Origin of the sequence: Kitasatospora sp. NPDC093679 (genome assembly GCF_040683455.1) — a bacterium.
Taxonomy (GTDB): Bacteria; Actinomycetota; Actinomycetes; order Streptomycetales; family Streptomycetaceae; genus Kitasatospora; species Kitasatospora arboriphila.
In genome coordinates this window covers 95,893-109,967 of the sequence record NZ_JBFBDW010000014.1, presented here as the reverse complement: position 1 = coordinate 109,967, position 14,075 = coordinate 95,893, and the positions used below count along the sequence as shown (strand labels likewise).

Annotated in this window: 14 protein-coding genes; 6 read left to right on the top strand and 8 right to left on the bottom strand. The window is 74.1% G+C overall.

Going from position 1 to position 14,075, the window contains the following annotated elements; genetic code table 11:
• Positions 1-65: 65 nt before the first annotated feature.
• Positions 66-1,664, bottom strand: coding sequence for an NAD(P)/FAD-dependent oxidoreductase (locus AB0O09_RS14985; protein ID WP_363542072.1), 1,599 nt, complete (start codon positions 1,662-1,664; stop codon positions 66-68).
• A 71-nt stretch (positions 1,665-1,735) separates the two neighbouring features.
• Positions 1,736-2,377 (bottom strand): DUF2461 domain-containing protein, encoded by a 642-nt coding sequence (locus AB0O09_RS14980; protein ID WP_363542070.1) that lies wholly within the window; start codon positions 2,375-2,377, stop codon positions 1,736-1,738.
• 83 nt (positions 2,378-2,460) lie between these two features.
• Here AB0O09_RS14980 and AB0O09_RS14975 point away from each other — a divergent pair, with 83 nt between their 5' ends.
• Positions 2,461-2,793 carry a hypothetical protein gene (locus AB0O09_RS14975; RefSeq protein WP_363542068.1) on the top strand — a complete coding sequence of 111 codons (333 nt, stop codon included), beginning with the start codon at positions 2,461-2,463 and terminating at the stop codon, positions 2,791-2,793.
• A 107-nt stretch (positions 2,794-2,900) separates the two neighbouring features.
• Here the strand turns inward: AB0O09_RS14975 and AB0O09_RS14970 are convergent, their stop codons facing one another.
• The 4 genes from AB0O09_RS14970 to AB0O09_RS14955 form a co-directional block, all read right to left on the bottom strand.
• Entirely contained in the window at positions 2,901-3,854 is a 954-nt protein-coding gene (locus AB0O09_RS14970) for a COX15/CtaA family protein (RefSeq protein ID WP_363542066.1), read from the bottom strand.
• 91 nt (positions 3,855-3,945) lie between these two features.
• The gene (locus AB0O09_RS14965) at positions 3,946-5,838 is read right to left on the bottom strand and encodes an acyltransferase family protein (RefSeq protein ID WP_363542064.1); all 1,893 of its coding nucleotides are present in this window, start codon (positions 5,836-5,838) and stop codon (positions 3,946-3,948) included.
• A gap of 2 nt (positions 5,839-5,840) precedes the next feature.
• A complete protein-coding gene (locus AB0O09_RS14960; RefSeq protein ID WP_363542062.1) occupies positions 5,841-6,149 on the bottom strand; it encodes a hypothetical protein in 309 nt (102 codons plus the stop codon).
• Between the two features lie 48 nt (positions 6,150-6,197).
• On the bottom strand, positions 6,198-6,692 hold the full coding sequence (locus AB0O09_RS14955) for a hypothetical protein (protein ID WP_363542060.1): 495 nt from the start codon (positions 6,690-6,692) through the stop codon (positions 6,198-6,200).
• A 329-nt stretch (positions 6,693-7,021) separates the two neighbouring features.
• On the opposite strand from AB0O09_RS14955, the gene AB0O09_RS14950 reads away from it, so the two are divergent.
• Entirely contained in the window at positions 7,022-8,296 is a 1,275-nt protein-coding gene (locus AB0O09_RS14950; protein ID WP_363542058.1) for a choice-of-anchor A family protein, read from the top strand.
• Positions 8,297-8,359: 63 nt separating this feature from the next.
• Here the strand turns inward: AB0O09_RS14950 and AB0O09_RS14945 are convergent, their stop codons facing one another.
• Positions 8,360-9,079: an ABC transporter permease gene (locus AB0O09_RS14945; protein WP_052390284.1), complete on the bottom strand. Its 720-nt coding sequence runs from the start codon at positions 9,077-9,079 to the stop codon at positions 8,360-8,362.
• A 41-nt stretch (positions 9,080-9,120) separates the two neighbouring features.
• Positions 9,121-10,041, bottom strand: coding sequence for an ABC transporter ATP-binding protein (locus AB0O09_RS14940; RefSeq protein ID WP_363542056.1), 921 nt, complete (start codon positions 10,039-10,041; stop codon positions 9,121-9,123).
• A gap of 165 nt (positions 10,042-10,206) precedes the next feature.
• Between AB0O09_RS14940 and AB0O09_RS14935 the strand changes: the two genes are divergently transcribed.
• From AB0O09_RS14935 to AB0O09_RS14920, 4 genes are read left to right on the top strand one after another with little or no spacing between them, the layout of a single operon-like run.
• The gene (locus AB0O09_RS14935; RefSeq protein WP_363542054.1) at positions 10,207-11,061 is read left to right on the top strand and encodes a helix-turn-helix domain-containing protein; all 855 of its coding nucleotides are present in this window, start codon (positions 10,207-10,209) and stop codon (positions 11,059-11,061) included.
• Entirely contained in the window at positions 11,054-12,466 is a 1,413-nt protein-coding gene (sufB, locus tag AB0O09_RS14930; RefSeq protein WP_363492338.1) for a Fe-S cluster assembly protein SufB, read from the top strand. The genes AB0O09_RS14935 and sufB overlap by 8 nt, the downstream gene beginning before the upstream one ends.
• A 54-nt stretch (positions 12,467-12,520) precedes the next feature.
• Positions 12,521-13,759, top strand: a complete 1,239-nt coding sequence (sufD, locus tag AB0O09_RS14925; RefSeq protein WP_363542052.1) for a Fe-S cluster assembly protein SufD — start codon at positions 12,521-12,523, stop codon at positions 13,757-13,759.
• Positions 13,756-14,073, top strand: a complete 318-nt coding sequence (locus tag AB0O09_RS14920; protein WP_344628247.1) for a bifunctional 3-phenylpropionate/cinnamic acid dioxygenase ferredoxin subunit — start codon at positions 13,756-13,758, stop codon at positions 14,071-14,073. The genes sufD and AB0O09_RS14920 overlap by 4 nt, the downstream gene beginning before the upstream one ends.
• Positions 14,074-14,075 lie beyond the last annotated feature (2 nt).

The following is a 14,075-nucleotide window of genomic DNA, read 5'->3' as shown; positions in this document are numbered from 1 at the left end:
CGGCCCCCTCGGGGCTGGGGGAGATGCCCGGCGTCGCGCGCCCGGCAAGATCCGAAAGAAACGGCCTAGCGGCCGAGGACGGCCATCGCGGCGTTGTGCCCGGGGATCCCGCTGACCCCGCCGCCGCGCACCGCGCCGGCCCCGCAGAGCAGCACGTTCGGGTGGGCGGTGGCGACGCCCCAGCGGTCGGCCGGGTCCTCGCCCCAGGGGAAGGCCAGCTCGCGGTGGAAGATGTTGCCGCCCGGCAGGCCCAGGTCGGCCTCCAGGTCCAGCGGACTCTTCGCCTCGATGCAGGGCCGGCCCTCGCCGTCCACCGCCAGGCAGTCGGCCAGCGGCTCGTCCAGGCACTCCTGCAACGGTGCGAGCACCGCCTCCAGCGCCGCCGCCCGGGCCTTCTCCGGGTCGTCGGCGAACAGCCGGGCCGGCTGGTGCACCCCGAACAGGGTGAGGGTGTGGAAGCCCTGCGCGGCGAGCTCCGGGCCCAGGATCGACGGGTCGGTCAGCGAGTGGCAGTAGATCTCGGACGGCGCCGGCGCGGGCGTCCGGCCCTCGGCGGCCTGCCGGTAGGCGGTCTCCAGCTCGGTGTACGACTCCGCCAGGTGCAGGGTGCCGGCGAAGGCGTCCCGCGGGTCCACCGCGGTGTCCCTCAGCCGGGGCAGCCGGTGCAGCAGCATGTTGACCTTCAGCTGGGAGCCCTCCGGGGCGGGCTCCGGCGGCGCCTCGCCGAGCAGCCGGGCGAGGGTCTGCGGGGCGGCGTTGCACAGCACCGCCCCGGCGCCCACCCGGTGCTCGCGGCCGTCGTGCCGGAAGGCGACCTCGGCGGTGCCGCCGGCGGTGCCCGGGTCGATCGCGGTGGCCTCGCAGCCGGTGCGGATCTCGGCGCCGGCCGCCCGGGCCGCGTCCGCCAGCGCGTCGGTGAGCGCGCCCATGCCGCCCACCGGCACGTTCCAGTCGCCGGTGCCGCCGCCGATCACGTGGTAGAGGAAGCAGCGGTTCTGCGCCAGCCCCGGGTCGTGGGCGTGGGTGAAGGTGCCGATCAGGGCGTCGGTGAGGACCACGCCGCGGACGAGGTCGTCGGCGAAGGCGCCCTCCACGGCCTCGCCGATCGGCCGCTCGAACAGCGCCTCCCAGGCGGCCGGGTCGTCGACCCGCCGCCGCAGCTCCGCGCGGGTGGGCAGCGGCTCGGTGAGGGACGGGAAGACCCGCTCGGCGACCCGGGCGGTCCGCCCGTAGAACTCCTGCCAGGCCGCGTACTCCCGGTCGGAGCCGGTCAGGGCGCGGAAGGACGCGGCGGTGCGGGAGTCGTCCGCCCGGTCCACCAGCAGCCCGGTCGGGCGTCCGCCGCGCACGGCCGGCGTGTACGAGGAGATCCGCCGGGGCCGCACCGCGAAGTGCAGCCCCAGCTCGTCGACGATCTTCTGCGGCAGCAGGCTCACCAGGTACGAGTACCGGGAGAGCCGGGCGGCGACGCCGGGGAAGGCCTCGGTGGAGACCGCGGCCCCGCCGGTGCGGCCGAGCCGCTCCAGCACCAGCACGCTGCGGCCGGCCCGGGCCAGGTAGGCGGCGGCCACCAGGCCGTTGTGGCCGCCGCCGACCACGACGACGTCGTAGCGGCCGCGGACGGGGGATTCGGGCGTGTTCGCGTCACCTCGGGGGGGCTGCATGCGGCAGGTCTACCAGAGGCGGTGCGGGGCTGCCAGGGTACGGACAGGAGTGCCGGGCGGCTGCGCCGGTGTCAGCGAGGCGGGAGCTCGCTCGGGCCGACGTGCCCGTCCAGCCAGTCCTTGAGCGGACGGGAGGCGCGCAGGAAGCCGGCGATCCGCTCGTACGCCTGCGCGGTGCCCAGCCAGGCGGCGGGCTCCCACTCCTGCCAGGCGATCAGGCCCTTGTTCCGCAGCAGCCCGATCCGCGGATGGTCCTTGGGATAGCCGCGCGGCGCCGACTTCAGCGGGTCCCGGCCGACCACCGAGGGCCCGGCCTCCTCGACCGAGGCGATCACCCGCTCCAGCTCGGCGCCCGTGACGTCCTCCGCGACCGCCTCCCGGTAGCGGCGCAGCTGGTCCGTCGCCAGCCGGTACATGCCGTTGCCGCAGGCCAGGCCGTCCGCCGAGAGCTGGATGTAGCCGCCGGCCTCCAGGAAGGCGCCGATGTGCGTCTTGTACGGCGACTTGTCGGCGCTGAACCGGACGTCGCGGTTGGGACGGAAGATCTTCCCCGGGCCGAACTCGTCCTCCAGGGCGTCCAGCAGGTCGGCCGTGGGGGCCCGGACGGACTGCTCGTAGCGGTCCCTGTGCGCCGTCCAGAAGGTCTTGGAGTTGTCGGCCTCCAGTTGCTCGTAGAACTCGAGCGCCTCGGCCGGCCAGCCATCGAAGGTCATCCCGCCAGGGTAGGGGGCCGGTGTGGCCCGCCGCACACCTCGCCGCCGTCGCCACGCGTTCTACCGCTCGGTAGCATGCGGGCATGACCAGCGCAGAGACCGCCACCCCCACCGCGCAGGACGCGCGCGCCGAGCGGCGCGCCAAGCGCATCGCCAAGCACATCACCGCCTTCACCGCCCGGCACGGCGGCAGCGCGGACGGCGTCGTCGAGTACGTCGGCCGCACCGCCACCCGGATCGTGCTCGTCGGCGCGGACGGCACCTGGGGCGACCAGGTCGCCCCGACCTACGCCATCGGGCAGCGTGCGGCGCAGCTCGCCGGCGTCACCCTGCACGACACCTTCGAGGGCGAGCTCGGCCTGAAGGTGAAGACCGGTGCCTACGAGTGGAAGCGGATGGCCGGCATCCAGATCTGAGGCACGCGGAGAACCGCTCAGGGGCGCGGGGACCGCGCGAATCGGAGGGCCACGGTCGGCCTCCTCCGGTCTCGCGCAGTTCCCCGCGCCCCTGACGTGCGTCCGCGTCAGCTCGCGGGGACCAGCTGGGCGGGGACGGGGGCCGGGTCGGTGGCGGGGCGGGTGCGCAGGGCCAGCGGGATGCGGAGGGCGGCGGCCCAGGTGAGGGCGGCGCCCAGCATGTGCAGGCCGACCATGATCTCGGGGGCGTCGGTGAAGTACTGGACGAAGCCGAGGACGCCCTGCAGCAGCAGCACGACCAGCAGGTCCCGGACCCGCGCCCGGGCCGCCGGCGGGGCCTTCACCGCGGCGAGCACGAACACCGCCGCCAGCGTCAGGCCGATCGACAGGAAGGCCAGGTCGGCGTGGGCCTGGGCGAGGCGGTCGTAGTCGACCGGGATGCGCCAGACGTCGCTGGAGGAGCCGGGGTGGTGGCCCGCGCCGGTGACCAGGGTGCCGGCCGCGACCAGCAGGCCGACCACGGTGACGAGGACGTACGACAGCCGCTGCAGCGGCCGCGGCACCAGGAGTTCGGGGGCGCCGTCGCCCTCCGCCGTGCGCTCCCACATCAGCACGGCGACCCAGACCAGGCCCATCGCGGCGACCATGTGCACCGCCACCACGTACGGGTTCAGGCCGGTGAGCACGGTGATGCCGCCGATCACGGCGTTGCTCATGACCAGCCAGAACTGCGCCCAACCGAGCCGGGTGAGCGAGCGGCGCCACGGCGTGGCGCAGCGCGCGGCCAGGGTGGCCCAGGCGATCGCCGCGCACAGCACGTAGGTGAGCATCCGGTTGGTGAACTCGATGACGCCGTGGATGCCCATCTCGGGCGTCGGCGTGATGCTCTCGCCGGTGCAGCGCGGCCAGGTGGTGCAGCCGAGGCCGGAGGCGGTGAGCCGTACGGCGCCGCCGGTGAGCACGATGACCACGCTCATCACCAGGGCGGACAGCGCCGCCCGGCGGACGGTCGCGGCCGTCGGGTGCCAGCGGTCGGCGAGGAGTGCGGTGGGGGTGAACACCGCTTCATCCTAGATTGCCCTTATCCGATCACCGACCGCGGCCCGGTCGCGGGCCGCCCGTGCGGGCCGGCGCGCGACCGGGCCGCGGTCGTCAGGCTGCGGCCCGCCGTTTTCCGCGGACCTTGCGGGGATACGGGAAGAGCCGTGGCGAGCGTTTCGCCGCGACGTCCTCGATCCAGCCGAAGCTGAGGACGAACAACCCGATCAGCGGGATCGCCGCGAAGAGCTGCGGATAGGGGCTGCCGAGCACCGAACCCCAGTTGTCGGCGAGGTAGTCGACCCGCCAGAGCTGGTCGATCACCGGGACGGACAGCTCCAGGGCGAGCGTGTGCCAGAGGTAGACGCTGACGGCCCGGGCGTTCAGCAGGCTGATGATGCCGTTGAACGGTTCCAGGCGTCGCGGCCACTGCTCCCACGAGGGGCTGAGGTGGAGCAGCAGCAGCACGTAGCCGAAGGACCAGACGGCCTGGGCGATCGGCACGCCCTCCAGGTCGCCGACGTCGGTCGGGTCGAGCACCGGCCGGCTGACGTACCACCAGTACCCGGCGACCATGATCATCGGCGCCACCGAGGGGGCGACGTACTGCGGGAGCTTCTTGAGCAGGCCCTCGTTGTGGGCCATGCCGAGGATCCAGCAGGAGCCGAAGATCGTGAAGTCGGACCAGGTCTCCCAGATCCGGCCGTCCTCCGGGAGCAGGCCGGAGAAGAAGGTCAGCACCAGCGGGGTGAGCACCGTCACCAGCGGGAAGCGGCGCAGGGCGCGCAGCATCAGCGGCGACAGCAGCACGTACCAGAGGTAGGCGCGCAGGTACCAGAGCGGGACGCCGACCTGGGTGCCCCAGCTGTCCTCCATGAGCCCGAAGCCCGGCAGGTCCCCCTGGGGGTAGGGCGGGGTGCTGATCGGCAGGATCCAGAAGGCGAGTTTGCCCCACCACCAGTTCGGGTGGCCCTCGGCGTCGGGGCCCCAGCCGTCCAGGATCCACAGGGTCATCACCACGACGCCGAACAGCCACATCGGCGGCAGCAGGCGGCGCAGTCGGCCGCGGATGACGGTCAGCGCGGGCCGCTTCAGCGAACGGGCCATCAGCGAGCCGGCCAGCGCGAACATCACGCCCATGGACGGGAAGACCAGCGGCAGCCAGGCCCAGCTGAAGTTGTGGTACAGCACGACGCGGACGAGGGCCAGGCCGCGCAGCATGTCGAGGTAGCGGTCGCGGCCGCCGCCGGAGCGGGCGGGCTTCTGCTCGGGGGCGGCCTCCTCCTCGTCCTCCGCGGGGGTGCCCGGCGGCCGGGCGTACTGGGCGTCGAAGGCCTTGGCGAGCGCGGCGAGCTCGTCCGGGACGCGGAGCTTGAGGGTCTCCTCGTGCCGGGGCAGGGTGCTGCGGCCCGTGGCGGGCGGGGCCGTCCAGCCGGCCTCGGCGGCCCGGTCGTGCGCGGGCTCGTCGAAGGACGGCCGCTCGGCGGTGCGCTGTGCGGCCGCAGGCCCGGGCTGGGGGCGGCCGGGCGCCGAGGACCCGGGTGAGCGGCGCTGCGGGGGCAGGCCGCCGCGGCCGCCGGGCGGCGGCGGAACGCGCAGGGCCATGGTCTCGTCGGGGGAGAAGCCGCTCCGGGGTGCGGACGCGGGGTGCTCCCCGCCGCCCGGACGCTCGGCGGCACGGGGCCGCGGCCGACCGGTGCCGTCGGCCGGGCCCTGCGGGCGGTGGCCGCCGCCCGTCCCCTGCGGCGGGTTCGGTGCACCCGGACCCTGCGGTCCGCCCTGCGGGCCCGGACGGCCCGGGCCGTCCGGGCGCGGCATGCCGCCGGGACGGCCGGCCGGACCGGGGTCGCGGCCCGCACCGGGGTCGCGGGGGACGCCGGGCGGGGGGCCCGACGGCGCACCCGGCCGACCCTGCGCGGTCGGGCGGTCGGTGCCCTCGGCGGGCTGCGGCTGGGGGCGCTTGCGCGGGGTGAAGAAGCTGTCGGCGGGCTCGGTCGGCTCGGACACGCTCAGACCTCCACGATCGGGGCGGAGACCTCGCCGGTTCGCGGCGCCGTGGACTGCAGCGCGAGGTCGGGGTGGGTGAAGGTGCGCAGGCCGGTCCCGTGGCCTCCGTCGGAGCCGAGCACGAGGGCGGGGCCGGGGGTCCGGTGGCTGACCGGCCCGGCGTGGAACACCTCGCCGGTCGCCGTGTCGCCGAGCACCGTCGGGCCGAGCGGGCGGACCGCGGGGGCCGCCGGCAGGGGGCGGCGGGGCGGCGGGGCGGCGGGGCGGCAGGAGCGGTGGACCGACTGCCGGCGGTGCTGACTGCGGGACAAGGGCTTTCCTGGTGGGCCGGTACGGGCGACGGACGGCGGTGCGCCGGCTCAGTGGCCGACGGAGCCGGTGGTCGCGGTGACGCCGGTCGTGCCGGTCCTGGTGGTGGTGCCGGTCTTCGTCGCGGTACCGGGCTTGGCGGAGGTCTTGGTGCCGGTCGGGTGCGAGGCGGTGGCCTTGGCGGTGCCGGACTTGGACGCGGAGGCGCTCGGCTTGCCGGACGCGCCGGCGTGGCCGACCTGCGTGGCCTTGCCGGACGCGGTGGGCGAGGGGGCGGCGGTCACGGAGGGCTGGGGCTGCGGACTCGGCACGGCGGTGGACGAGGCGAGCGAGTCGGGCAGCTCCAGCGGAGGGGCCTGGGCGACCGCGCCGAAGAGGCTCACCACCATGGCCATGGCGAAGAGCAGGCCGCTGCCGCCGACCAGCCAGCCCAGGTGCCGCAGACGGCGGCCGCGGGTCCCGGACTCGTCCACGAAGACCGGCGCCGGTTCGGCTTCGGCGGGTATGCCGCTCCGGTCGTCGGTCCGGGGTTGGGAGATCGACATCGGGATCCGGGCCTTCCAGGGTCAGGCGGGCAGGCAGAACCGCCGAGCCAGACCGTAGTGCACCCGGTCGACCTGAATCAGTGTCAATGTCCGATGTGGGGAGATATGCGGTGAGCTTGTGACCGGATCGAGACGTGCGGCGCGCGCCTCCGGTGCGGACCCGACCGCCTCGGAGGGGGCGCGGGCGTGCGCGGTTCCGGGCATCCGGCACTGCACGTGGGAAAGCGGGCAATCGGGGACGCTCCGCCCATTGGTCTTGACCAATGTCCCGGCGGGTCGGGAGAGTGCGCAGTGATCACTCCCACTCTCTCCGCGGAGCCCCCCTTCCCATGCGCATATCCCGACCCGCCGCCGCCCTGGCGCTCGGCGGATCCCTCGCCCTCGGTGCCCTCGCCGTCCCGGCCGCGTACGCCGCCCCGGCCGGCAGCACCTGCCGGAGCCTCGGCACGGCCACCCTCTACGGCGAGTTCGTCGAGGGCGACGACACCCACTCGCCGGACGCCGAGGGCGCGGTCGCGGTCGGCGGCAACGCCGACTTCCGCGGCGGCTTCTCGGTCGGCAACGAGCTGACCGACGCCCAGGTCGCCGCCCTGCCCGGCGGCAACGCCCTGGTCGTGGCCGGCGGCATCAGGGGCGGCGTCCAGGTCATGAAGGGCAACGGCGTGTACGGCGGCACCCTCGCCGGCACCGCCGAGGCCCACCACGGCAAGGTGGTGCACGGCGCCTCGCCGATCGACTTCGCCGCCGAGTTCGCGAAGCTGCGCGCGGTCTCCGCCGACCTGGCGGAGCTGACCACCCCCGGCACCGCGATCAAGGCCGCCGGCGGCACCCTGACCCTCACCGGCACCGACGCCGGCCTCAACGCCTTCGTCGTGACGGCCGCGCAGCTCCAGGGCGCCAAGGAGGTCTACCTCCACGTGCCGGCCGGCGCGGTCACCGTGGTCAGCGTCACCGGAAACGGCTACGACCAGGCGGCGGCGCACACCGGCGGCTTCTTCCTGTGGGACGCGGCCGCCGGGAGGTACGTCCTGGACGACAAGACGCAGTCCGCCTCCGGCGGCGCCGTCCGGGCCCGCCTGCTGTGGAACTTCCCGACCGCCACGAAGGTCGTCAAGAACAGCGGCAACGCCTGGCCCGGCAGTGTGCTCGCGCCCGACGCCCACGTCGACCTCGGCTCCGGCGGCCCGGTCAACGGCTCGGTGATCGCCAAGTCGCTCAAGGGCAGCGGCGGGGCCGAGACCCACCACTACCCGTTCGAGGGCTGCCTGCCGGGCGCCGACACCCCGAAGCCCACGCCCTCCGGCTCCACCCCGCCCGCCACCACCGGCGGCTCCACCGGCACGACCGGCACCACGGGCGGCACGACCACCACCGGCGGCACCACCACCGGCACGACCGGCACGACGGGCACCACCGGCGGCGGAAGCCCGTCCCCGACGCCCTCCGGCTCCGTCCCGGCGACCCCGCCCGCCACGACCGGCTCCACCACCGGCGGCCTCGCCTTCACCGGCGCCGACGGCGTGATCCCGCTGGCGGTCGGCGGCGCCCTGGTGCTCGCCGCGGGCGGCGGCATCGTCCTCGCGGTGCGCCGGCGCCGCGCCTGACCGGCCCCGGACGCGGCGGTGCCCCCGCACCCCTCGGGTGCGGGGGCACCGCCGCGCCGGGACTCACTCCCAGCGGAAGAACCGCGCCGCCGCGGCCAGCCCCAGCACCGACCAGACGGCCAGCACCCCGAGGTCCGACCAGGGCACCCCTGCGCCGTACTGCAGCACCGAGCGCAGCCCGTCCGAGAGCGCGCTGATCGGCAGCAGCTCCAGCACCGGGCGGACGGCCTCCGGGAAGCGCGACAGCGGCACCACCACGCCGCCGATCAGCAGCAGCAGGACGAAGACCAGGTTCGCGCCGGCCAGGGTGGCCTCGGCCTTCAGCGTGCCGGCCATCAGCAGGCCCAGGCCCGAGAAGGCGGCGGTGCCGAGCACCAGCAGCCCGGCGACGGCGAGCGGACCGCCCTGCGGCGACCAGCCCAGCGCCAGCGCGATCACCGTCAGCAGCGCCACCTGCAGCACCTCGGTCACCAGCACGCAGCCGGTCTTCGCGGTGAGCAGCGCCCAGCGCGGCAGCGGCGTCGCGCCGAGCCGCTTCAGCACGCCGTAGCGCCGCTCGAAGCCGGTGGCGATCGCCTGGCCGGTGAAGGCGGTGGACATCACCGCGAGCGCCAGCAGGCCCGGCGCCAGGAAGTCGACCCGCTTGCCGGGGCCGTCGGCGGCGACGATGTCCACCGCGCTGAACAGCACCAGCAGCACGGTCGGGATGATCACCGTCAGCAGCAGCTGCTCGCCGTTGCGCAGCAGCATCCGGGTCTCCAGCGCGGTCTGCGCCAGCAGCATCCGGCCGACCGGGGCGGCGCCCGGCCGCGGCGAGTGGTCGGTCACGAGCGCAGCTCCCGTCCGGTGAGTTCCAGGAAGACGTCCTCCAGGCTGCGCCGTCCGACGGCCAGCCCCTCCGGCATCACGCCGGCCTCCGCGCACCAGGCGGTGACGGCGGCGAGCAGCTTCGGGTCGACCGGGGCGTCCACCCGGTACGCGCCGGGGGCGTGCTCGACGGCCACCGCGCCGGCCGGCAGCACGGCCCGCAGGCCGGCCAGGTCGAGCCCGCCCGGCGCGCCGAAGCGCACCCCGGCCTCGGCGCGGCAGAGCTCCTCGGGGGTGCCGGTGGCGACGACCCTGCCGTGGTCGACGATGGCGACCTCGTCGGCGAGCTCCTCGGCCTCGTCCATGTGGTGGGTGGTGACCACCACGGTGACGCCGTCGGCCCGCAGCTCGCGGACCAGCTCCCAGGTGGCGCGGCGGGCCTGCGGGTCCAGGCCGGCGGTGGGCTCGTCCAGGAAGACCAGCTCGGGGCGGCCGACCACGGCCATGGCGAGGGCGAGCCGCTGCTGCTGGCCGCCGGAGAGCCGGCGGTAGGCGGTGCGACCGCAGGAGCCGAGGCCGAGGCGCTCGACCAGGGCGTCCACGTCCAGCGGGTCGGCGTACAGCTTGGCGGTGTGCCGGAGCATCTCGACGGCGCGGGCGCCCGGGTAGACGCCGCCGGCCTGCAGCATCACGCCGATCCGCGGGCGCAGGGCGGCGCCGTCGGCGACCGGGTCGAGGCCGAGCACCCGGACGGTGCCCGCGTCGGCGCGGCGGTAGCCCTCGCAGACCTCGATCGTGGTGGTCTTGCCGGCGCCGTTGGGGCCGAGCACGGCGGTGACGGTGCCGCGGGCGATGGTGAGGTCGAGGCCGTCCACGGCCGTCTTCTCGCCGTACCGTTTGACCAGCCCGGCCACCTCTACGGCGGGTTCGAGTCGCATACCGGCGAGTGTAAGAGGCGGCCGGCCCGGCCCCGGACACCGGGCCGCCGGCCCCGTCCGCGCAGGCCAGGTAAGCCTTACCTGCGTGATTGAGGACACCGCTGAGGCGTGGATCACGGCTTGTTCCCCCGGAACGAATTACGCAACAATGGTGTTGTGAAAAACATGCGCGAGCACCTGGCACAGGACGGGGCGGCCGAGACGGCCCCCGGCTGCGCCGTGCCCGCGACGGCTGCGGAGGTCCTGCTGGAGGGCCATCGGGCGACCCGGGACCGGGTCGCCCGCTCGATCCTCGACCACGGCCCGTCCTCCGCCGCCGACCTGGCCAGCCGCCTCGGCCTGACCGCCGCCGCCGTCCGCCGCCACCTCGACTCGCTGGCCGCCGCCGGCCTGGTCGAGTCCCGTGAGCAGCGGGTCTACGGCAGTCGCGGCCGCGGCCGCCCGGCGAAGGTGTTCGCCCTCACCGAGTCCGGCCGGGACGCCTTCTACCAGGCGTACGACCAGATCGCCGCCGACGCCCTGCGCTGGATCTCGGAGTCGGTGGGCGGCGGCAAGGCGGGCGAGGAGGCGGTCGCCGCCTTCGCCCGGGCCCGCTTCGCCAAGCAGGGCCAGAAGTACCTGAGCAGCGTGGAGCGGGCGGCGGCCGGCCACCGCGCCGAGGCGCTGGCCGAGGCGCTGAGCGCCGACGGGTACGCTGCCACGGTGCGGCGTGTGCCCTCCGCCGCGGCCGCGAAGGCCCCGGCGGGCGCCCAGCTCTGCCAGCACCACTGCCCGGTCGCGCACATCGCCGAGCAGTTCCCGCAGCTCTGCGAGGCCGAGACCGAGGTCTTCTCGCAGCTCCTGGGCACCCATGTGCAACGGCTGGCCACGATCGCCCACGGCGACGGGGTCTGCACCACCTATGTGCCGGCATCCGGTGCCGCACCGTCGTCCGCCGAGCGGGCGCCCGGTGCCGTGCCGACTGCCGGTACGTCCCCCAATGAAACGGCTCGTCCGCGCGGAGGAAATTCGCATGACTGACATCGCACACCCCGAGCTCGAGGGCCTGGGCACCTACGAGTACGGCTGGGCCGACTCCGACGAGGCCGGCGCGGTCGCCAAGCGCGGTCTCAGCGAGGAGGTCGTGCGCGACATCTCGGCGAAGAAGAACGAGTCCGAGTGGATGCTCAACCTGCGTCTCAAGGGCCTGAAGCTCTTCGGCAAGAAGCCCATGCCGACCTGGGGCTCCGACCTGTCGGGCATCGACTTCGACAACATCAAGTACTTCGTGCGCTCGACCGAGAAGCAGGCCGAGTCCTGGGAGGACCTGCCCGCCGACATCAAGGCGACGTACGACAAGCTGGGCATCCCGGAGGCGGAGAAGCAGCGCCTGGTCGCCGGTGTCGCCGCCCAGTACGAGTCCGAGGTCGTGTACCACCAGATCCGCGAGGACCTGGAGCAGCAGGGCGTCATCTTCCTGGACACCGACACCGCGCTGCGCGAGCACCCGGAGCTCTTCAAGGAGTACTTCGGCACCGTCATCCCCGCGGGTGACAACAAGTTCGCCGCGCTGAACACGGCGGTGTGGTCCGGCGGCTCGTTCATCTACGTGCCGAAGGGCGTGCACGTCGACATCCCGCTGCAGGCCTACTTCCGGATCAACACCGAGAACATGGGCCAGTTCGAGCGGACGCTGATCATCGTCGACGAGGACGCCTACGTCCACTACGTCGAGGGCTGCACCGCGCCGATCTACTCCTCGGACTCGCTGCACTCCGCGGTCGTCGAGATCATCGTCAAGAAGGGCGGCCGCTGCCGCTACACGACCATCCAGAACTGGTCGAACAACGTCTACAACCTGGTCACCAAGCGCGCCGTGGCGTACGAGGGCGCGACCATGGAGTGGGTCGACGGCAACATCGGCTCCAAGGTCACCATGAAGTACCCGGCCGTCTACCTGATGGGCGAGCACGCCAAGGGCGAGACGCTGTCCATCGCCTTCGCCGGCGAGGGCCAGCACCAGGACGCCGGCGCCAAGATGGTGCACATGGCGCCGAACACCTCGTCGTCCATCGTCTCCAAGTCGGTGGCCCGCGGCGGCGGCCGCACCTCGTACCGCGGCCTGATCGAGATCGGCGAGGGCTCGCACGGCGCCAAGTCCAACGTGCTCTGCGACGCGCTGCTGGTCGACACCATCTCCCGCTCCGACACGTACCCCTACGTCGACGTCCGCGAGGACGACGTCTCCATGGGCCACGAGGCGACGGTCTCCAAGGTCAGCGAGGACCAGCTCTTCTACCTGATGAGCCGCGGCCTGGGCGAGACCGAGGCGATGGCGATGATCGTCCGCGGCTTCGTCGAGCCGATCGCGCGCGAGCTGCCGATGGAGTACGCGCTGGAGCTCAACCGGCTGATCGAGCTGCAGATGGAGGGAGCGGTCGGCTGACGCCCCGCCGCCCCCGTCCGTCCCGTTCCCCAGGAAGAGAGCACTACGACAGCCATGGCTGACGTCAACACCCCTAGCGGTGCCACCACCGCCGGTTCGATCGAGGTCGGCACCGCCGGAGCCGGCGCGCAGCTGGCCGGCCCCGGCACCGGCCGCAGCACCGCCGTGCAGCAGCCGATCGACGCCCGCGTCGCGGTCAAGCCGTCCTACGACGTGAACGACTTCCCCGTGCCGCACGGCCGCGAGGAGGACTGGCGGTTCACCCCGCTGCACCGCCTGAACGGCCTGCACGACGGCACCGCCGCCGAGGGCGCCACCGGCCAGGACAAGCTGGAGCTGGCCCTGCCGGACGGCGTCACCGCCGAGACCGTCGGCCGCGACGACGCCCGCCTGGGCACCGCCGGCAAGCCGGTCGACCGGGTCGCCGCCCAGGCGTTCAGCGCCTTCGAGCAGGCCCTGGTGGTGACCGTCCCCAAGGAGCAGGTGCTCACCGAGCCGGTGAAGATCGACGTGCACGGCGAGGGCGGCGTCCGCTTCGCCCACGTGGTCGTCGACGTCAAGCCGTTTGCCGAGGCCGTCGTGGTGATCAACCACACCGGCACCGGCACCCGCGCCGCCAACGTCGAGCTGCTCGTCGGCGAGGGCGCCAAGCTGACCTTCGTCTCCGTCCAGGACTGGGAGCGCGACGCGGTGCACGCCGCCCAGCACACCGCCCTGGTCGGCCGCGACGCCACCTTCAAGTCCGTCGCGGTCACCTTCGGCGGCGACCTGGTCCGCATCCACCCGCGGGTGGTCTACGCGGCCCCAGGCGGCGAGGCCGAGCTCTTCGGCCTGTACTTCGCCGACGCCGGCCAGCACCTGGAGCACCGCCTGGTCATCGACCACGACACCCCGCACTGCCGGTCCAACGTGGTCTACAAGGGCGCCCTGCAGGGCCAGGACGCGCACGCGGTCTGGGTCGGCGACGTGCTGATCCGCGCCGCCGCCGTGGGCACCGACACCTACGAGCACAACCGCAACCTGGTGCTCACCGACGGCGCCCGGGTCGACTCGATCCCGAACCTGGAGATCGAGACCGGCGAGATCGTCGGCGCCGGCCACGCCTCCGCGACCGGCCGCTTCGACGACGAGCAGCTGTTCTACCTGCAGGCCCGCGGCATCCCGGCCGAGGAGGCCCGCCGCCTGGTGGTCCGCGGCTTCTTCGCCGAGCTCGTCCAGCAGATCGGCGTCGCCGAGATCCAGGACCACCTGATGGAGAAGATCGAGGCCGAGCTGGAAGCGACGGTCGCATGAGCTTCCTCCGTGCGTGTGCGCTGAGCGACCTGGCCGAGGACGTCCCCCGCCGGGTCGAGCTCAACGGTGTCGCGGTGTCGGTGGTCCGCACCGACGAGGGCGTGTTCGCCGTCAACGACACCTGCTCGCACGCCAACGTCTCGCTGTCCGAGGGCGAGGTCGAGGACTGCATGATCGAGTGCTGGCTGCACGGATCGAGCTTCGACCTGCGCACCGGCAAGCCGTCCGGGCTGCCCGCCACCAAGCCGGTCGCCGTCTACCCCGTAAAGATCGAAGGGGACGACGTGCTCGTCTCCGTCAACCAGGAGTCCTGAGC